Genomic DNA, 18,966 nt, shown 5'->3' on the forward strand with positions numbered 1-18,966 from the left:
GTCGCTGCCGCCAACTTGCGAAATGGCTGCAAGCAAGTTTTCGTCTATGACCATTGAACAGTGCGTTCTGCCCTACAGGGCTATGTTCGACACACACCGCTGCTACAACTCCGCACGTTCACGAATTCAAACGCAATTGATGGAGTTAGATAAATGGCTAAGGTACTCGTGCTCTACTACTCGGCTTACGGCCACATCGAAACCATGGCATATGCCGTCGCCGAAGGCGCAAAGTCGGCCGGCGCGGACGTCACCGTCAAGCGCGTTCCGGAACTGGTTCCTACCGAGGTTGCCAAGGCGTCGCACTACAAGATGGACCAGTCTGCCCCGATCGCCACGGTCGACGAACTTGCCGATTACGACGCGATCATCGTCGGTGCGGGTACGCGCTTCGGAACCGTTGCTTCGCAGATGCGCAATTTCTGGGATCAGACGGGCGGCCTCTGGTTCACCGGCAAGCTGGTCGGAAAGGTGGGCTCTGTGTTCACGTCCTCGGCCACGCAGCACGGCGGCCAGGAATCCACCATCCTCGGCTTCATCCCCACTTTCCTGCACCAGGGCATGGTCGTTGCCGGTCTTCCCTATGCCTTCCAGGGCCAGATGGGCGTTGATGAAATCAAGGGCGGTTCGCCCTACGGCGCATCCACCATTACTGATGGCGACGGATCCCGCCAGCCTTCCGCGATCGAGCTTGAGGCAGCCAAGTATCAGGGCGCTCACGTCGCCAAGATCGCTGCAAAGCTCGGCTAAATCAGTCCTCACTAGCAGGCGCGGCCATTGGGTCACGCCTGCTTATACCGGGCAACGAACTTGCCAATTCAGTCGTAGAGGTTGTGCAGCTTTGCTGCGAAGAAAAGAAGCGGTATTCCGACGACCGCAATCGCGATCATGTACGCCGTTCCTGCCCTGAACAATTTGAGACGTCGAGCTCTCGTGCCATCCCAATCGTAAACCATTGCCATACTCCCACAAGACTAGCTTACAACTATGCGCAGCCCCAACCGCGGTCCTTCTGGCGCGCGCATACAAGCACATTCGCAAGAGATGATAAAGGCCAATGGACGTTGCTGCCGGAAGTCGGTGCCCTCGGGCATGAAAGTGCGAGCGACGGGATCGAAGCCACGTGCCCTATAGCAAGGGGCAGGCCAGCCGCACTTGAGTGCTTCACGGTGAGGGGCCTCAGTCATCTGTTTTCGCTATGACCTCAAAAAATCTATCTATTTGATGAATGTCAATTTTGTTTCTAGGGTCCTTCCAACATCGGATGGTTCTTTCGAGTGAGGACGCGCGAGTGGTTCGGGCGATGAAAGAGCAACCGGTGCCTATCGGAGGATGATCGGCAAAATCTGGAATAACTGCCGCTGTCGAAGCGTTGCTTCGGCGAACGGGTTTCCATTGCCTGCAGCCTTCATCTGAAGCGACATCGGCATTTTTCAATCCTGTTGGACGATGCCCTACTCGAACTTTGCCGGGTTTCCCGGCCAGGACATTTGGAGTTGACTATGGAAGTCACGATTGTTGGTGGTGGGATCGGGGGGCTGGCGCTTGCTCTGATGCTGCACGAAAAAGGGATCCCATCCCGTGTTTACGAGGCCGCGCCCGAGCTGAAGGCGCTCGGCGTCGGCATCAATCTTCTGCCGCATGCCTCCCGCGAACTGTGCCAGCTCGGCCTCGAGGAAGAGCTTGCGAAGGTCGCCATCACGACCCGCGAGTCCGGTTTCTACAACCGCCACGGCCAGCATATCTTCACCGAGCCGACGGGTCGCCATGCCGGCTACGAATGGCCGCAATTCTCCATCCATCGCGGCGACCTGCACATGGTCCTCGTCGAGGCCTTCAAGCAGCGCATCGGCGCTGACCGCCTGATGACCGGCTGGTCCTGCACCGGCTTCGACCAGGACGACAGCGGCGTGACCCTGCATTTCGTCGATCCGCGCGACGGTTCGGCCCGGCCGTCCGTCAAGGCCGAAATGGTCGTCAGCGCCGAGGGAATCCACTCCAGGATCCGCAAGCAGCTCTATCCGAACGAAGGTCCGCCGCGCTATTCCGGCATCAACATGTGGCGCGGCGTCACGCGCTGGAAGCCGTTCCTGACCGGCGCCAGCATGGTGCGCGTCGGCTGGCTCAACACCGCCAAGGTGCTGATCTACCCGATTCGCGACGATATCGACGCCGAAGGCAATCAGCTCATCAACTGGGTCGTCGACATCGAGACCGACAAGTACAAGTCTCAGCGCGACTGGAACAAGCCGGGTCGCCTCGAAGACTTCTTCGACGTCGTCAAGGACTGGAAATTCGACTGGCTCGATTGCCCGGCGATGTTCAAGGCCGCCGATGCGATCCTCGAATATCCAATGGTCGACCAGGACCCGCTGGACCAGTGGACCTTCGGTCGCCTGACGTTGCTCGGCGATGCCGCCCATCCGATGTATCCGCGCGGCGCGAATGGCTCGGCCCAGGCGATCCTCGATTGCCGCGCGCTGACCGACGCGCTCGTCCGTGAAGGCGATCCGATCAAGGCCATGCATGCCTATGAGGCGATCCGCCGCCCGGCAACCGCCAAGGTCGTGCTGACAAACCGCGCCAATCCGCCGGATGCGATCCTGCGCGAAGTCTTCTTGCGCACCGAGGACAAGCCGTTCGATCATATTGACGACGTCATTAGCCGTGAAGATCTCGAGCAGCTCTCCACAAACTATCAGCGCATTGCCGGTTATCATAAGGATAACCTCGCTGTACCGGCCGGGTCCTGACGGACCCGGAGGAAAGACGTCGGTTGGGAGGCCTTCATGTCATTGCAGGAAAGTACTTACGCCAAGATGGCGCAAAACCATGGACCCCTTGCGAGGATCAACGCGAAATGGCTGGTCATCGCGGCCGTGATCCTCGCCGTCGCGTGGCTCGCCCTCGTGCCGCTCGTCTTTCTGATCTGGCAGAGCTTCATGACCCCGGCGGCAGGCGATGTGCCTGCCGTCTTCACCCTCGATAATTACACAAAGGCCTTCAGCGATAGCCGCATCCTGCCGCTGTTCCGCAATTCGGTGATTTTCGCGACCGGCACGGCCTGTCTGTCGCTGACGATCGGCACGCTCTTCGCGTGGCTGAACGAGCGAACGAACACACCCTTCAAGATGCTCTTCTATGCGGCTTCGATCGTGCCGCTCGTCATCCCGTCGATCCTCTTCACCGTCTCCTGGATCATGATGGCGAGCCCGCAGATCGGCCTCTTCAATCTCATCCTGAAAAATACCTTCGGCATCGCCGGGCCGGTTTTCAACATCTACTCGATGGGCGGGATGATCTGGGTCGAGGGCCTGCATTATTCGCCGGTCGCCTTCCTGCTGATGTCGGCGGCCTTCCGCGCCATGGACCCTTCGCTCGAGGAATCGGCGCTGATGTCCGGTGCTTCGATCTGGCAGATCCTCTTCCGGATCACGCTGAGGCTTGTCTGGCCGGCGCTGGTCGCAGCCTTCTTCATCATGTTCACGCGCTCGATCGAATCCTTCGAGGTCCCTGCGCTGCTCGGCACTCCCGTCGGCATCGAGGTCTTCACCTCGTCGATCTATGACGCGATCCGCGAATATCCGAGCAATGTCGGCCTCGCTTCGTCCTATGCGATCCTTCTTCTGGTGATTGCCTCCTTCGGCATTTATTTCCAGTCGCGGCTGTCGACCAAGGGCAGCAAATATTCAACAGTCACCGGAAAGGGTTTTCGCCCGCGGCCGTTCGATCTTGGCCCGTGGCGCGTTCCTGCCGCCGTCCTGATCGTCGTCTACATGGTGCTGGTGATTATCCTGCCGTTCCTGGTGCTTCTCTGGTCGTCCCTGAACAAATATTACAGCGTGCCCTCCTGGAGCGCGATGCACCGGCTTTCCTTGAATGCCTATGTGACCGTCATCAACTATCCGGCCGTCGGCCAGGCGGTCTGGAACAGTGCGATCCTTGCCTTCAGCGCGGCGACCGGCCTGATGCTGTTGACAGCGGTGATCTCATGGATCGTCATTCGCACCAAGCTGCCGGGCCGCTGGCTGCTCGACAACCTTGCCTCGCTGCCGATGGTCTTCCCCGGTCTCGTGCTCGGCCTGTCGATCATGATTTTCTATCTTTATCTGGATATCGGCGTGTACGGCACGACCTGGATCATCCTGATCGCCTATCTCACCCGCTTCATGCCCTACGGCATTCGCTACAACACGACGTCGATGCTGCAGATCCACAAGGATCTTGAGGAATCCGCCGCCATGAGCGGTGCCTCCTGGGGCCAGAGCTTCTGGCGCATCGTCCTACCGCTCCTGAAGCCAGGCCTGGTGGCGGGCTGGATCTACATCGTAGTCGTCTCGATCCGTGAACTGTCGAGCTCGGTCCTTCTCTACAGCCCCGGCTCTGAGGTGGTCTCGGTGGTGATCTGGGAGCTCTGGCAGAACGGCCAGTATGTCGAACTCTCGGCCTTCGGCGTGATGATGATCCTGGTGTTGTTCACGATCGTCATGCTGGCCCAGTGGGTCGGCAAACGCTTCGGCGTCAAGGAGGCTTGAGGAGAAGCCTCGAGGATTGGCATGGGAGGAGAAAATGCCTGAATTCATGAAGAATGTGCAGCGGCTCTGGCGCTGTGGGATGCTATTGGGAACCATTGCTGCGGCCGCCTTGGCCACTGGGGCCCACGCCCAGTCCAGCATCGACCAGATCGCCGGCTATACCGGCGCCGATCGGATGGACAAGCTGGTCGCCGCCGCAAAGCAGGAGGGCGCTCTAACGCTCTACACCGTCACCCCCGTCGAGGACGTGACCGTCATTACCAAGGCATTCGAAGCCAAGTACGGCACACAGGTGACCTTGTGGCGTGGCAGTTCCGAAGACGTCCTGCGGCGTGCCGTCGGCGAGTTGAAGGCCGGACGTCATGATGTTGATGTTATCGAGACGAACGGACCGGAACTCGAGGCGCTTCATCGTGAAAAGCTACTGCAACCGATCCAGTCGCCGCTCTTTGCGGACATCTTTCCGGATGCCGTCCCGCCTCATCACGAATGGATCGGCAGCCGGCTGAACATCATCACCGCGGCCTACAACACGAATGCAGTCAGCGAAGCGGACCTTCCGAAGTCATGGGAGGAACTGCTTGATCCGAAATGGGCCGGCAAGCTCGGCGTCGAGGCCGTTGCCTATGACTGGCTCGCGACGGCCGCCGGAACCTTTCCGTCCAAAGAAAAGGGGATGGAATTCTTCCGCAAGCTATCGCAGACCGATCATCCGGGACTCTACAACGGCCATCCCCTGCTGACCAATCTCGTTGTTTCCAGCGAGGTGCCGCTCGGCCTGACGGTCTATCTCTACAAGGTCGCGCAAATGGAAAAGGACGGTGCTCCGATCAAGCGGTTCATGATCGGCCCGGCTATTGCCCGCATCAATGGCCTCGGCGTGGCGCGGACAGCGCCCCATCCAAATGCCGCGATCCTGTATCAGGATTTTACCCTCACTGAAGGACAGAAGATCCTGGCGGAGAGACAATTTACGCCGACCAATATCAAGATCGCGCCGCTGCCTGAAGGCATGCAGGTCAAGGTGATCAATCCGGATGCCGCCCTTGATAACCTGGGCGATTGGCGCGGCGAATTCGAAAAGACGTTCAAGTAATTCCATCGGCGATCAAACCGAATACTCGGGAGGAGAAAATGTTGCGATCGTTTAAAATGACTTCGGCCATCCGCTTGCTTGGCGGAATGGCGCTGCTGGGAGCCGTTGCCACAGGCTCTGCTTATGCGCAGTCGAGCCTTGCTGACCTCGCCAATTACAACGGCCCCGACCGCTTGGAGAAGCTAGCGGAGGCGGCCAAGGCGGAAGGCGAGCTGACGCTCTATACGGCAACGCCGGTCGAGGACGTCGCCGCCATCACCGATGCCTTCACCGCCAAATACGCTATCAAGGTCACCACCTGGCGCGGCAGCTCGGAGGACGTGCTGCGCCGTGCCGTCACCGAGATCAAGGCCGGTCGCTATGATGCCGACATCATTGAGACGAACGGGCCGGAACTCGAGGCCCTGCATCGCGAGAAGGTTTTCGAGCCGGTCAATTCGGCCACCCTGGCCGATATCTTCCCGCAGGCCGTCACTGCCCACAAGGAGTGGGTCGGCAGCCGCCTGAACATCATCACTGCCTCCTACAACACGCAGCTCGTTTCCGACGCCGACGTGCCGAAGAGCTGGGATGATCTGCTCGATCCCAAGTGGTCCGGCAAGATCGGTCTCGAAGCCGAAGCCTATGACTGGCTGGCGACGATCGACCAGAGCTTCCCGAGCGAGCAGCAGGGTCTAGACTTCTTCCAGAAGCTTGCCAAGACCAACGGCATTTCGCTCCGCAAGGGTCATACGCTGCTGACCAACCTTGTCGTCTCCGGCGAAGTGCCGGTGTCGCTGACGAACTACCTCTACAAGGTCGACCAGATGAACAAGGACGGCGCGCCGATCCAGAAGCTGCAGCTCGGTCCCTCCGTCGCCCGTGTCAACGGCCTCGGTGTTGCCAAGACGGCGACGCATCCCGCCGCCGCGCTGCTCTTCCAGGAATTCACGCTGACCGACGGCCAGAAGATTCTCGCCGATCGCGGCTTCACGCCCACGAATGTTAAGCTGGTGCCGCTGCCGGAAGGCCTGAACGTCCAGGTCGTCGACGGGGCGAAGATGCTGGATCAGCTCGCCAAGTGGCGCGATACCTTCAATGCGACAGTAAAATGAACGGGCAGGGCGCCCCTCGTCCGAACGTGGGGCGCCGGCCTGATAGAAATTATCGGATCGATGATCCGACCGGCAGGGAATGTGAGGAGAATACCATGCTGAGTGTGCAGGGTCTGAGCACGGAATATGCGGATGGCAAGGGCAAGGTCGTCAAGGCTGCCCAGGACGTGTCCTTCGAGGTGCCGCAGGGCAAGCTCTTTACGCTGCTCGGTCCCTCGGGCTGCGGCAAGACCACGACCCTGCGTTCGATCGCGGGCCTCGAACGTCCCGTCAAGGGCGCGATCACCGTCGATGGCAAGCCGGTCTTCGCCGCCGGCAAGGGCATCTTCATGGCGCCCAACCATCGCAATTTCGGCATGGTCTTCCAGAGCTACGCTATCTGGCCGCATATGAGCGTCTTCGAGAACGCCGCCTTCCCATTGCACGTCGGCAAGACGAAATTCTCCAAGAAGCAGATCGAGGAGAAAGTCGAACGCGTGCTGAACGCCGTCGCTCTTGGCGACTACGCCGGCCGCGAAGCGACCAGGCTTTCCGGCGGTCAGCAGCAGCGCCTGGCGCTCGCCCGCGCCCTCATCATGGAGCCGCGCCTGCTGCTTCTCGACGAGCCGCTGTCGAACCTCGACGCCAAGCTGCGCGAGATGATGCGCTTCGAGCTGAAGCGGCTGCAGCGCGAACTTAACCTGACAACGCTCTACGTCACGCATGATCAGCAGGAGGCCTTGGCGCTGTCGCACCAGATCGCGGTGATGAATGCCGGCAAGGTCGTCCAGCTCGGCACGCCGCGCGAAATCTACGAGGCGCCCGCCGCCCGCTTCGTCGCCGACTTCATCGGCTCCAGCAACTTCCTTGAGGGCAAGGTGCTCGGTCGCGGCCAGGAGACCGGCAGCTGGGCCGTCGAGACGCCGGCCGGCAAGATCGATGTCAGCGCCGAAGAGGCGCTTGACCTCAAGGACAATCTGACGGTCGCCGTGCGCCCGGAGAACATCCATCTCGTCGAACCGGACAAGGGCGAGAGCCTTTCGGGCAATGTCCTCGACGGCATCGTCGACAGCAAGGTCTTCCTCGGCGAATGCGTCGACTACATCGTCAATGTCGGCAAGGCGAAGCTTCTGGCGCGCGTCCATCCGAGCGTCAGGACGCCGATCGGCGGGCGGATCCTCGTCAATATCAAGCCCGCGAAAGTCAACGTTATCCTGCGCTGAACGCCAGCGCCTGTTTCCAGTGCCATATCCCAGGACAATGCCATGAGCCGCAAGCAGCTTTCTATCGCCACGACCGACTATGACCATTTCCGCGATCTGCGGCTCGGGACAGTGGTGCCCGAAGGCATCGACCTCACCTGGTCAATGCTAAGCCATCACGAGATCTTCGCCCGCTTCACCTTCAATCGCGAGTGGGACGTCAGCGAGCTTTCCTTCGCCAAGTTCATGGCGCAGGTGAGCCGGCCCGACAGCGACATCATCGGCCTGCCGGTCATCTGTTCGCGGCTCTTCCGCTTCAGCTCGTTCTACGTCAACAAGGCGAGCAACATCAAAAGCGTGGCCGACCTTAAGGGCAAGCGCGTCGGCTCGCCGGAATGGGCTCATTCGGCGGCCGTCTACATGCGCGGCTGGATGCATAACGAAGGCGGCGTCAAGCTGCAGGACGTCCACTGGTATCAGGCCGGCGCCAATGCGCCGGGCCGCGAGGAGAAGGTCGATCTTGCCTTGCCGGAAGGCGTAACGCTGACGCGCGTCGCCGACAAGTCGCTGTCGGAGATGCTGGCCTCCGGCGAGATCGACTGTGCCATCATCGCCCGCCCGCCGACCTGCTTCCTCGAAGAGGACCCGCGCGTCGAACGCCTCTTCCCGAATTTCCTGGAGATCGAGGAGGATTATTACCAGGAGAGCGGCGTCTGGCCGATCATGCACATCATCGCCATGAAGAAGCATCTTCTCGACGAGAGCCCCTGGATCGCCCGCAATCTCTACAACGCCTTCGAGGAATCCAAGCGCCGCAGCCTGGAACGGCTCTTCGATCCGGCGGTCTCGCGCTATCCGCTTGCCTGGCTGCCGACCTATGCGCGGCGCATGCGCGACATCTTCGGCAGCGATCCGTTCCCGTTCGGTATCGAGAAGAACCGCAAGACTTTCGAGCAGATGCTGCTCTATACCCACCAGCAGGGCATCGCGAGCCGCCTGATGACGCCGGACGAGATCTTCCCGGCGGGCATCATGACCAAGTTTGTCGTCTGAGGCTGCCATGAGCGAACTTGCCAGCGATCTCGCCGAACTCGTCACCGCCAATCACATCCTCGCCCGCGAGGACGTGCTCGATGCCTTCGGCCATGTCAGCCTTCGCTCGCCGCAGGCCGACGGCGAATACTTCATCTCCCGCTCGCGCAGCCCCGAGCTGGTCGTGGTCGAGGATCTGCAGCGCTACGATCTCGACTCGAAGCTTCTCGGCGACGACGAGCGACGTGGCTATATCGAACGCGTCATCCATGGCGGCATCTACAAAGCGCGGCCGGACGTCAAGGCTGTCGCGCATTTCCACTCGCCGGCGATCATGCCCTTCTGTGTCGCCGATATCGTCTGGAAACCAGTGACACATCTCGGCGCGACGATCGGTACCGACGTCGCTCTCTGGGACAGCCAGGCGGAATTCGGCGATACCGACATGCTGGTTTCCACCGCCGATCAGGCAGCATCGCTTGCCTGGGCGCTCGCAAACAGCAATGCCGTCTTCCTGCGCGGTCACGGCGCAGTCGTCGTCGGCGGTACGTTGCGCGAGCTCGCCATGCGCACGATCCAGCTCTGCCGCAACGGTGATCTGCTGCTGCGATCGCTGCCCTTCGGCGGCGTGACGCCGCTGACGGCGGGTGAAATCGCGCTTTCTGGCGCGAAGAACCTCGAACCGCCGGTGCTCGCCCGCGCCTGGGATTACTGGGCGACGAGGGCCGGACACTGAAGCCACGCGATCTGCGGCTGGCGATTTAGTGATTTGCAAGCCGCGGCTTTCCTGCCAGACTGAAAGCTTGCCGCCGGAATCGCGCCCGGATACCAGGGGATGGCGACCTTCACGGAACGTGGAAGACCAGAGCCCGAGACCGGAAGCGTCTTGCGGTTGTCAGCCCATGGCCGTGGAGGAGATGGCCCCTTGCGAATTCGCCAAATCGAATCCTTTGTCAGCGTCTGCGAAATCGGCAGCATCACGCAGGCCGCCGCCGCGCTGAACATCGTACAGCCGGCGCTCGGCGCACAGATCAACGCACTGGAGCAGGAGCTCGGCGTGCAGTTGCTGGAGCGCGGCCCGCGCGGCACGACGACGACGCCGGCCGGCCAGTATTTCCTCGAAGAGGCCAAGGAAATCCTCGATCGACTGGCCACCATCCGCCGTACGATCAAGCAGTTTGACCCAGCACAGGAAGAGCACATCTCGATCGGTCTCACCTCCAGCCTCTCGGCGCTGCTCGCCGGTCCGCTGGCACAGGAGTTCGGCCGTCAGAACTGGTCCGCCAAGGTCCAGATCGTCGAGGAGATGAGCCACCTGCTCGGCGAGCGCGTCGCCCGCGGCGATCTCGATTTCGCACTCGCTTTCAATGTCGAGCCGCGCAAGGGTATCAAGCAAACGGCCGTCCTCCGGGAATCCGTCTTCTTCATCACTGGCCGAAAATCCGAGTTCGGTCAGGATGGACCGATCAACTTGATCGAGCTTGCCAAAGCGACCTTTGTCATTCCGACCGAGAAGGGCCAAATCATCAATCTCTTGAGACATGCGATGGAATTCTTCCACCTTCCGCTGAAGGTTGCCTACCAGATCGAATCCATGGATGCGATCAAGGGTCTGATCCTCGAAGGCAACGCCTGCGCCGTGCTGCCCTATGGCACCGTGGCGCGCGAAGTGGAGGCGGGCACGCTGATCGCCCGGCGCATAGTCAATCCGCCGCTCGTGCGCACGCTCTATCTGATCCAGCCCTCTGGCCGGCCAAAGCCCGCACATGCCGGCTCGGCGCTGCACATCATCCAGGGCTTCATCAGCCATCTTGCCAAGAACGAGGCCTTCGAGATCGTTGAGCAGGAAGTAGCGCCAGCTGTGTAAGCAGTCTTGCGTGCATAACACGAAATCGTGGCTGATTTCGCCCTATGCGAGCTCGGGCTCACCGAATGCGCGGAGACGATCACTGCGCTTGCCACGACGCGGTCAACGCGAGAAAAAGAGCCCTGCTGTCGCGGTCGCAGGGCAGGCGCGCGTGCATATAGGGAACTCTCGGTCGCGGACTTTGTTCCCATTGTCCTGTCCCCAAAAGCCCGCCAGCACACGCGGGGCACTTGGAAATTGAAAGTTGCGAAACGAGAGGCAGGAAGAAAATCGCTGTTCCTCCAGGTCAAGCGAGCGACCTCTCTATTGGTTCCCTCACCGAGATCCACCACCGTCGCCGGCCTTCATCCCGACACACAAGCGCTCGCGGCGGGCAGCACCTCCAGCTTCTTCCCTGCTCGAGATTGGCATCATGAAACCTTTTGATTTTTAAGCCGTTGTCGCGCGTATGTCAGACGCTGAATTAGATCAGAAATCGGTCGACGGCTCCGAGCAGCACAGTGCCGAGAGATCGCGCCAAGAGAAGGCATCGACTGACGAGGGCGCGCTGCCCCCAGAAGTCGTTGAACCCGACCCAGAGCTGACGCCCGAGGAGGCCGAGCGGGCGCGCAAGAGATATTTGCTGACGCGCTTCTGGATCAGCGCGCGCGGTTACTGGGGCCGCGGCGGGGAATGGCTCGCGTGGCCGTGCTCAATTGGGCTGCTCGCCTTAATCGTCACGAATGTCGGCTTCCAGTATGGAATCAATATCTGGAATCGCGCAATCTTTGACGCAATTGAGCAACGCAATGCCCATACCGTATATTTCCTCAGCGCCGTGTTCCTGCCCCTCGCGCTCGGAAGCGTCGCTCTTGTCGTAACACAAGTATCCCTCCGTATGCTGATCCAGCGCCGCTGGCGTTCCTGGCTGACGACCGCGCTCATCGGGCGCTGGCTCGCCAACGGCCGTTACTATCAGTTGAATCTCATCGGCGGTGACCACAAGAACCCGGAAGCCCGCATTTCCGAGGATTTGCGAATTGCGACCGAGTCACCCGTCGACTTCATCGCTGGTGTCGTTTCCGCATTTCTGTCGGCCTCGACTTTCATCGTGGTGCTCTGGACGATCGGCGGGGCCTTGACCCTGACAATTGCAGGGTCGACCGTCACTGTTCCTGGTTTCCTTGTCATTACCGCGGTTCTCTATGCGGCTATCACGTCCAGCTCGATGGCCGTCATCGGTCGCCATTTCGTCCACGTTTCCGAGGTCAAGAATCAGGCGGAAGCCGAATTTCGCTACACGCTGACGCACGTGCGGGAAAATGGCGAAAGTATTGCCTTGCTGGGCGGGGAGGAGGAGGAGCGTAACGATCTCGACAAGACGTTTACCAATGTCCTCCGCCAGTGGGCGCTCCTTGCACGCCAACACATGCGCACAACGCTCGTGTCCCAGGGGTCGAGCCTGCTTGCGCCAGTCGTTCCCCTTCTCCTTTGCGCTCCAAAGTATCTCGAAGGCAGCATGACGCTTGGACAGGTGATGCAGGCTGCCTCTGCCTTCGCCATCGTTCAGAGCGCGTTTGGATGGCTGGTCGACAATTATCCGCGTCTTGCCGATTGGCACGCCTGTGCACGGCGCGTCGCTTCGCTGATGATGTCGCTCGACGGGTTGGAGCGCGCCGAACAGAGCGATGCCTTGGGACGCATCCAGCACGGTGAAACTGAAGGCGATGCGATGCTCAGCCTCAATGACCTCTCGGTGTCGCTTGACGACGGTACCGCCGTCGTCAAGGAGACCCAGGTCACGGTCGAACCAGGCGAGCGGGTCCTCGTGGCCGGAGAGTCCGGTTCGGGCAAGAGCACGCTGGTGCGGGCCATCGCAGGCCTTTGGCCGTAGGGTGACGGCAGCGTCAATTTTCATGGCGACAGACGACTGTTCATGTTGCCGCAGCGGCCTTACATCCCCTCCGGGACGCTTCGCCGGGCGGTTGCCTATCCCGGCGCCGCCGATAGCTGGCCGCTCGATAAGATCAAAGCGGCTCTCGACAAGGTGGGACTCGACTATCTGAACGACAGGATCGAGGAAGAGGCGCCATGGGACCAGACGCTGTCGGGTGGTGAAAAACAGAGGCTCGCGTTTGCGCGCCTCCTGCTACACAGTCCGGATACGATCGTGCTGGATGAGGCAACGTCGGCACTCGATGAGAAAAGCCAGGACAAGATGATGGAGATGATCATCCATGAATTGCCGCAGATCACGATCATAAGCGTAGCGCATCGAGCTGAGCTGGAAGCCTTCCACAGCCGCAAAATTACATTGGAACGGCGGGAGGGCGGCGCAAAGCTTGTCAGTGATATTGATCTTCTCCAGCGTAAGAGAAAGCGGAATTTGCTTTCGCGCCTTGTCGAAAACCGGCACTCCCGGCCGAAAGGCAGTACGACGCCCGGATAGCAAGGGCAGGGATCATTCCAAGATAAGCTCGCTGAGCGGGAACTCGCGTCTGTGACCCGATATGACAAGGATGCCTTGTTGCACCAGTTCAACTTGACGGCATCCCCGAAACCTCATTTTGCCGACATGGCCGTTGAGTGCGGCGTGGTGGAGCGGCCAGGTTATCTTCGGTGCAACAAGTTGGCCGAAGCCGTAGATCGCTCAACGCGCAGACCAACGGCCCGCCCATGCCTGCACTGATCCGTACCGGTTGCCGCATCGACGCTTCGGGAACACTTGGCGGTGAAGCCCGTTACTTCCTCATCCACAACAGGAGGAAATACAATGGATTGGAATCGCGTCGAAGGAAACTGGAAGCAGATGAAAGGCAAGGTCAAGGAGCAGTGGGGCAAGCTTACGAATGACGACCTTGATCAGATCGCCGGTAAGCGCGAACAACTGGAGGGCAAGATCCAGGAGCGCTACGGCATCGAACGCGACCGAGTTCGCCGCGACATCGATGAGTGGTACGGAAACCAGACCTGGCACTAGATTTTAGCAGGCCCGGGGCTTCCGGGCCTTTTCTTTCTGAACTCTCCAGTCTTTGCCAACGCCTCGACCGTTTTCGCCTCGTTTGGCGAGCGCGAGTTGCCGACGGCAATCGACGGTGAAGCCCGGCCATGCCGACCAAGGGCCCAGCCCGATGCGATGACCGTCCGAGAGGGGCTAGGCTGTACCGGACTTCAACGATCTCCGTTATCCGAATTCCGCATACAGCGTCGGCGCGTCTACTCGCGCTACGCCCGCAATCGGTCGGATGTCGGCGTCGCCACGGTGTCGGCTTCCTCGGCGTCCTCTGCCTGCTCGTGCTGGTCACGATCCTGTCCTACGGCGTGCTGTTGCGCCCTGATCTCGCCGCCCTTTGCAATCCTTCGATGGCGGGCGTGCTGCAGGCCGTGGTTGGCCCGTGGGGCGCCGTCTTCGTCAGCATCGGCCTGCTGATTTCGGTCGCTGGGGCATATCTCTCGTGGGTGCTCCTCGCGGCGGAAATCCTCTATTCCGCCTCGAACTACGACACCATGCCGCGCTTTCTTTCCCACGAAAACAAGAGCGGCCATCCTTCGATGGCCCTGTAGCTTACCAACGCCGTCGTCCAGATCTTTCTCGTGTTGACGCTGTTTGCAGAATACGCTTTCCATCTGGCGCTTGAGTTGACGAGCTCGATGATCCTGGTCCCCTATATCCTGGTCGCGGCCTACGGGCTCCGCCTGGCCCTGACCAGTGAAACTTACGATCGCGACCCTGAGGGTCACACGGGCGATCTTCTGCGGGCATCCATCGCCGTGCTGACGACTGCCACGGCGCTGATCTAGATGGTGTAACGGGCGGAGCTCGGCCAGCGAGGTTTGAAAGGCTGGTGGTCGTCCCTCACAATGATGGTTTCGCGGAGTCAGGAGTGGCCTGCTCCATAGCATCACGGAGAGACGACCATGAAGCAGTATGCCGGAATCGATGTCTCGTTGGAATATTCAAGTGTGTGCGTGGTGGATGCAGATGGCCGCATCGTGCGTGAAGCAAAGGTACTGAGCGAGCCCGATGCGCTGATCGCCTGGTTTGCCGAGCACGGCGTGGCCATGGAGCGGATCGGTCTTGAGGCCGGCCCCTTGTCGCAGTGGCTGCATGCCGGGATCACGAAGGCGGGTCTGGCGGTCGAACTGATCGAGACGCGGCACGTGCGGACGGCCTTCAAGACGATGCCGGTGAAGACCGACAAGAAGGATGCGCGAGGCATCGCGCAGTTGATGCGGCTTGGCTGGTTCAGACCGGTCCACTGCAAATCTCTTCCGGCCCAGGAAGTGCGCGCGTTGCTGACCGCCCGCAAGCTCATCCAGGGAAAGCTTCACGACATCGAGATGAGCATCCGGGGCATACTGCGCGGCTTCGGCCTCAAGGTAGGGCCGACGACACAGCGCACCTATGCGGCACGGATCGGCGAACTGATTGAAGGTCATCCGACCTTGGAGGCGATCGCCGCGTCGCTGTTAAAGGTGCGCGATGCACTTGCGGACGAATTTGCCGGGTTTGAACGAAAGCTGCGTGCCATGGCCCGTCAGGACGACAGCGCACGGCGGCTGATGACGACGCCCGGCGTTGGCGTCGTGGTGGCGCGGACATTCGTGGCGGCCGTAGATACGCCGGAGCGTTTCCGCTCATCCCGAGCAGTGGGGCCGCATTTCGGATTGACGCCGAAGAAGTATCAATCGGGCGAGACCGACTATAGCGGTCGCATCTCGAAGATTGGCGATGTGGGCGTACGAACCGCGCTCTACGAGGCGGCCAACGTCATCCTCACGCGACCGGTCAAAGGCTCGGATCTCAAAAGCTGGGCACTGGCGGTCGCCAGACGTGCGGGTCCCAGAAAGGCGCGTGTCGCGCTGGCCCGTAAGCTGGCGGTGGTGTTGCACCACATGCTTAGGGATGGAACCAACTTCATTCCCCACAAGGCTCAGGCAGCCATGGCCGCCTGAGCCGGAAACAGACAACCGGACAGGTTTCGGGCGGGCACTGCCATCAGCCCCCCGGAGCAAGGTCCCTTCGCCGGGACGATGGATGGGTTAGGCCGCTGAAAGCCAAGCAGCACTCAGGTGACTGCGCGTTCCTAGATTGGCCAGCCGGTCCTCAGCAGACCCCATAAAGCAGCGGCCAAGCCCCGACTGCGAACAGAAGCAAGCACTCGGCGAGGGACTAAGCTCACAAGGGATTGACTCAAGGCCCGTTACAGAAGGCTTTCACTGGCTACCGCGATGTAAAAAGCGGATCACAACGTCGTGCCGTTGCCCGGACGAGCACCCAAAGGCTGTGTCTGTCCAGCAGGCCGCACCTGGACTCGCCAAGGACACCGGGGCGTCGCCAGCCTGTTGTCTACGGCGTGTGTACATTTAGGATTTACCGGCGTCCGGAATGACAATGGTTGTATTCCTCATTCAGGAAGCTCAGGCCGTGCTCAAAGGTGGCGCATCAACGGATGACCTATGTTAGAAGGTGAGATAGGACATCCGGGAACAGTTCTCACGTTTCGTCCGGAGGACCAATGGACGCTGCTGTACTCATGATCGTAGATCATTGTTATCAATCGATCGCCGGGCGCCTGCCGGTTTAATCCACACCCTCAGGCCACGTGCAGCGCCCTACATAAAGTTCGTCCACTCCGGGCGGATTTCTGGATATATTTGAGATAGCGATTTCGATTTGGTGCGAGCGACGGGGATCGAACCCGTATACCTTGCGGTGAGGGATTTTAAGTACCAAAAATCCAGATATCGAATGAACGTAAACGATACCTAATATATATTGAAAATCAGTTATATAGATGCTACCTGTCGGCCAATTGGTATCCATCCGATATCAAGCGTAATCATGAAAAGTGTACCCACGTGTAGGGCCACATTTAGCCGAGGGATTTTACGAGAAATGGCTGAATTCATCTCCGAGGACTTCATCAAGAACCGGGTTCCGCGCCTCATGAAAGACCGCGACGAGATTAAGGTCCGCGACAGCAAATTGCCGGGATTTGTCGTCCGCTGCCGCCGCCAGTCTGACGGAAATATCAGCCGGGTCTTCATGATCGATTACATCCCGCCGATGCCACCCGTCGCTGCCGCCGGGAAGGCGAAAAGGAAATGGCTGGTGGTTGGCTCATGGCCGACCTTCAATGCCGAGGACGCAAGGGAGTCGGCCCGGCTATTACTCTTGGCGAGGAAGGAAGGGGATGATCCGAAGGCGAAGCGGGCGCAAAAGCTGGCGCAGCCGACATTCGAGCAGCTATGGGAGCTTTTCGAGAAAGAGCATCTGGTCTTGAAAAAGGAAAGCACCCGCAAGAGCTATACCTATCGGTACAATCGAATACTCCTACCGGCCTTTGCCGGGCGGCGGGTCGCGGATATTACCCGGTCCGAAATCAATAGCCTCAAGATCAAGCACAAGAACCGCTCGACGGATCTGAACCGCGCTTTGGCTACACTGTCGAAAATGTTCTCTTTCGCCATGATCCATGAAATGCGGAACGACAATCCATGCGCCAAGGTCCAGCGCTTTGCCGAGCGGGTCAGCGATTCATGGCTGGACGAGAATGATCTGCCCGCATTCCTTGAGGTGCTGAACAAGCGCGAGCAAGGGCCGATGTCCGATTTCATCCGCTTTCTGGCCGTCACCGGCTGGCGTATCGGCGTGGCCTTGTCCCTGCGTTGGGACCAGATTGATCTAAAGCGCCGGGAGGTCCATCTGGAGGACACTGAAACCAAGAAGGTGGCGACAGTCATTAGCGCCGACGCCGCCATCCTGATTGATCGCCAGCCCAATCGACTCGGCTACGTATTCTCCCGGCGCAAGGGAACGCAGCCCATCGGGTACAACGATGTACGCGCCGAGATGGCCTCGATCTGCAAGGAGGCCAAGATTGCCAAGATAACGCCACATGGCCTCCGGCGATCCGCCGCGACGCATGGCGCAATCGCGGGCGCGAACGTGGCGGAATTGCGATGGAGTTCCCCGACGTCAAGCACGGCGGAGCAAGAGAAAAAGGAAAAGCAAGTTTAGTTCCTGAACTTGGATTCTCGCCCGCCTTGGTAAGCAGTGCCCGGCTCATTCTCCGCTTTGCTGGCGAGATTGGCCGTGGGAGAGTTAGGGCTGATAATATCAGTTCTATCCGCCGCCTAATTAATGCGAACGGGCGGCGGCCCGTCAGGTTCAAGACCACCGCCCGCATGCCGCCGTTGCCTGACTCGGCTGGCGGACTTACCATTTCGTATTCGCGACGACGCTTACCCGGCCAGCCCGGCGCATCGCCCAACTGATGTCCTCTACGATCCTGATGGCGAGGAGATCAAGCTGCCAAAGCGATTGATGCGGGCTACCGCTTGCCGCATCCGTGCCGCTCGCGCCCGTCGATACCGGCGCGGGATCGTCCCTGCTGATGACCGTCGCATCGTTTTCTACTCGAACCTCGCCGTCATCGACGGAACTGACGAAATCGGCGGTGTCGAGGGCGATGACCGTCTTTGCCGGGACGGTATCGGAGGCGATGACATCCACCGCGCCGAATCCCGCCACCAGCATGGCCGCATTGGCCGCCTGAATGGAATTCATGACGAAGGTAAGCGCTGCCGCCGCCGGGTTGATGGCCGCCGCCAGCGCCGCCATATCAGCGCTCGCTGCTTGCGCCGGATCGGTCGCCGCCGATGGCGTCAAAGGCGTTACGCCGAACAGAAGGCCGGGCGGCTGCGTGGCCGTCCCCGCCGCATTGCCGAGCAAAGCGGTATCGACGCTGATGCCGATATCCTCGGCCAGCGCCTGCCCGATGATAGCCTCGGCGGATGGCGTCGAGGCCTTGGCAAGCTCGCCGGTAAAGAGGCTGATGCTGGCGGCCTTGTGCGGCGACAAAGTCGCGCCCTGCAAGAATGACAATTGCCTGACCGGGATCGGCTGGCCTTCGCCAATAAAGACGTTCGGGATGCTGCCTGGTGCCGCCCTGGCGGCAAATCTCAAGCCACTGGTGCCGGTCAAGTTCACGCTGATGCCGCGCGCCTTCAGGGCGGCATAGACGCTGGTGGGCGCAAGCGTAGCCAGCAAGCCGGGATAGACTCCCGGATTGGATAGCGTCCCGGCCCAATCGGGCACGCTGGTCATCGCCGGATTGGTGACGGCCTTCCTGAGCCAGCCGACCGGATCGCGGGTGGCCTCGACAATCTTGCCTGC

At 60.4% G+C, this 18,966-nt stretch carries 16 protein-coding genes and 1 pseudogene; 15 read left to right on the top strand and 2 right to left on the bottom strand.

Going from position 1 to position 18,966, the window contains the following annotated elements:
• The first annotated feature begins 153 nt into the window (after window positions 1-153).
• Window positions 154-750: an NAD(P)H:quinone oxidoreductase type IV gene (wrbA, locus tag AS026_RS11300; protein WP_025659995.1), complete on the top strand. Its 597-nt coding sequence runs from the start codon at window positions 154-156 to the stop codon at window positions 748-750.
• Window positions 751-818: 68 nt separating this feature from the next.
• Here wrbA and AS026_RS42300 read toward each other — a convergent pair whose 3' ends face one another.
• The gene (locus tag AS026_RS42300; RefSeq protein WP_167354894.1) at window positions 819-956 is read right to left on the bottom strand and encodes a hypothetical protein; all 138 of its coding nucleotides are present in this window, start codon (window positions 954-956) and stop codon (window positions 819-821) included.
• A 546-nt stretch (window positions 957-1,502) separates the two neighbouring features.
• Here AS026_RS42300 and AS026_RS11305 point away from each other — a divergent pair.
• The 14 genes and pseudogenes from AS026_RS11305 (at window position 1,503) to AS026_RS11365 (ending at window position 17,808) form a co-directional block, all read left to right on the top strand.
• Window positions 1,503-2,753 (top strand): flavin-dependent oxidoreductase, encoded by a 1,251-nt coding sequence (locus AS026_RS11305; RefSeq protein WP_062369660.1) that lies wholly within the window; start codon window positions 1,503-1,505, stop codon window positions 2,751-2,753.
• A gap of 36 nt (window positions 2,754-2,789) precedes the next feature.
• Window positions 2,790-4,535, top strand: coding sequence for an ABC transporter permease (locus AS026_RS11310; protein ID WP_062369661.1), 1,746 nt, complete (start codon window positions 2,790-2,792; stop codon window positions 4,533-4,535).
• 34 nt (window positions 4,536-4,569) lie between these two features.
• Window positions 4,570-5,631, top strand: coding sequence for an ABC transporter substrate-binding protein (locus AS026_RS11315; protein WP_062369662.1), 1,062 nt, complete (start codon window positions 4,570-4,572; stop codon window positions 5,629-5,631).
• Between the two features lie 41 nt (window positions 5,632-5,672).
• Window positions 5,673-6,725, top strand: coding sequence for an ABC transporter substrate-binding protein (locus AS026_RS11320; RefSeq protein ID WP_245307420.1), 1,053 nt, complete (start codon window positions 5,673-5,675; stop codon window positions 6,723-6,725).
• 95 nt (window positions 6,726-6,820) lie between these two features.
• Window positions 6,821-7,927 carry an ABC transporter ATP-binding protein gene (locus AS026_RS11325; protein ID WP_025660000.1) on the top strand — a complete coding sequence of 369 codons (1,107 nt, stop codon included), beginning with the start codon at window positions 6,821-6,823 and terminating at the stop codon, window positions 7,925-7,927.
• 42 nt (window positions 7,928-7,969) lie between these two features.
• Window positions 7,970-8,959: an ABC transporter substrate-binding protein gene (locus AS026_RS11330; protein WP_025660001.1), complete on the top strand. Its 990-nt coding sequence runs from the start codon at window positions 7,970-7,972 to the stop codon at window positions 8,957-8,959.
• A 7-nt stretch (window positions 8,960-8,966) separates the two neighbouring features.
• Window positions 8,967-9,674 (top strand): class II aldolase/adducin family protein, encoded by a 708-nt coding sequence (locus AS026_RS11335; protein WP_062369664.1) that lies wholly within the window; start codon window positions 8,967-8,969, stop codon window positions 9,672-9,674.
• Between the two features lie 189 nt (window positions 9,675-9,863).
• Window positions 9,864-10,805 carry a LysR family transcriptional regulator gene (locus AS026_RS11340; RefSeq protein WP_025660003.1) on the top strand — a complete coding sequence of 314 codons (942 nt, stop codon included), beginning with the start codon at window positions 9,864-9,866 and terminating at the stop codon, window positions 10,803-10,805.
• 448 nt (window positions 10,806-11,253) lie between these two features.
• Window positions 11,254-13,233: pseudogene (locus AS026_RS11345) on the top strand (ABC transporter ATP-binding protein/permease).
• Between the two features lie 324 nt (window positions 13,234-13,557).
• Window positions 13,558-13,764: a CsbD family protein gene (locus AS026_RS11350; protein WP_018856970.1), complete on the top strand. Its 207-nt coding sequence runs from the start codon at window positions 13,558-13,560 to the stop codon at window positions 13,762-13,764.
• Window positions 13,765-13,892: 128 nt separating this feature from the next.
• Window positions 13,893-14,348 (top strand): amino acid permease, encoded by a 456-nt coding sequence (locus AS026_RS11355; RefSeq protein WP_425349785.1) that lies wholly within the window; start codon window positions 13,893-13,895, stop codon window positions 14,346-14,348.
• 30 nt (window positions 14,349-14,378) lie between these two features.
• The gene (locus tag AS026_RS44465) at window positions 14,379-14,585 is read left to right on the top strand and encodes a hypothetical protein (RefSeq protein ID WP_425349786.1); all 207 of its coding nucleotides are present in this window, start codon (window positions 14,379-14,381) and stop codon (window positions 14,583-14,585) included.
• Window positions 14,586-14,702: 117 nt separating this feature from the next.
• Window positions 14,703-15,740, top strand: coding sequence for an IS110 family RNA-guided transposase (locus AS026_RS11360; RefSeq protein WP_062369665.1), 1,038 nt, complete (start codon window positions 14,703-14,705; stop codon window positions 15,738-15,740).
• 943 nt (window positions 15,741-16,683) lie between these two features.
• A complete protein-coding gene (locus AS026_RS11365) occupies window positions 16,684-17,808 on the top strand; it encodes a tyrosine-type recombinase/integrase (protein WP_062369666.1) in 1,125 nt (374 codons plus the stop codon).
• A gap of 198 nt (window positions 17,809-18,006) precedes the next feature.
• On the opposite strand, the gene AS026_RS11370 is transcribed toward AS026_RS11365, so the two are convergent.
• On the bottom strand, window positions 18,007-18,966 hold a 960-nt coding region (locus AS026_RS11370; protein ID WP_160330103.1), incomplete at its 5' end, for a phage major capsid family protein.

The organism is Rhizobium altiplani, assembly GCF_001542405.1.
Taxonomy (GTDB): Bacteria; Pseudomonadota; Alphaproteobacteria; order Rhizobiales; family Rhizobiaceae; genus Rhizobium; species Rhizobium altiplani.

Excerpts from the sequence above, each read along its gene's own strand:
- AS026_RS42300 (WP_167354894.1), bottom strand. The coding sequence starts at position 956 with ATGGTTTACGATTGGGATGGCACGAGAGCTCGACGTCTCAAATTGTTC.
- AS026_RS11335 (WP_062369664.1), top strand. The coding sequence starts at position 8,967 with ATGAGCGAACTTGCCAGCGATCTCGCCGAACTCGTCACCGCCAATCAC.
- AS026_RS11365 (WP_062369666.1), top strand. The coding sequence starts at position 16,684 with ATGGCTGAATTCATCTCCGAGGACTTCATCAAGAACCGGGTTCCGCGC.
- AS026_RS11360 (WP_062369665.1), top strand. The coding sequence starts at position 14,703 with ATGAAGCAGTATGCCGGAATCGATGTCTCGTTGGAATATTCAAGTGTG.
- AS026_RS11310 (WP_062369661.1), top strand. The coding sequence starts at position 2,790 with ATGTCATTGCAGGAAAGTACTTACGCCAAGATGGCGCAAAACCATGGA.
- AS026_RS11355 (WP_425349785.1), top strand. The coding sequence starts at position 13,893 with ATGCCGACCAAGGGCCCAGCCCGATGCGATGACCGTCCGAGAGGGGCT.
- AS026_RS11325 (WP_025660000.1), top strand. The coding sequence starts at position 6,821 with ATGCTGAGTGTGCAGGGTCTGAGCACGGAATATGCGGATGGCAAGGGC.
- wrbA (WP_025659995.1), top strand. The coding sequence starts at position 154 with ATGGCTAAGGTACTCGTGCTCTACTACTCGGCTTACGGCCACATCGAA.
- AS026_RS11330 (WP_025660001.1), top strand. The coding sequence starts at position 7,970 with ATGAGCCGCAAGCAGCTTTCTATCGCCACGACCGACTATGACCATTTC.
- AS026_RS11315 (WP_062369662.1), top strand. The coding sequence starts at position 4,570 with ATGCCTGAATTCATGAAGAATGTGCAGCGGCTCTGGCGCTGTGGGATG.
- AS026_RS11305 (WP_062369660.1), top strand. The coding sequence starts at position 1,503 with ATGGAAGTCACGATTGTTGGTGGTGGGATCGGGGGGCTGGCGCTTGCT.
- AS026_RS11350 (WP_018856970.1), top strand. The coding sequence starts at position 13,558 with ATGGATTGGAATCGCGTCGAAGGAAACTGGAAGCAGATGAAAGGCAAG.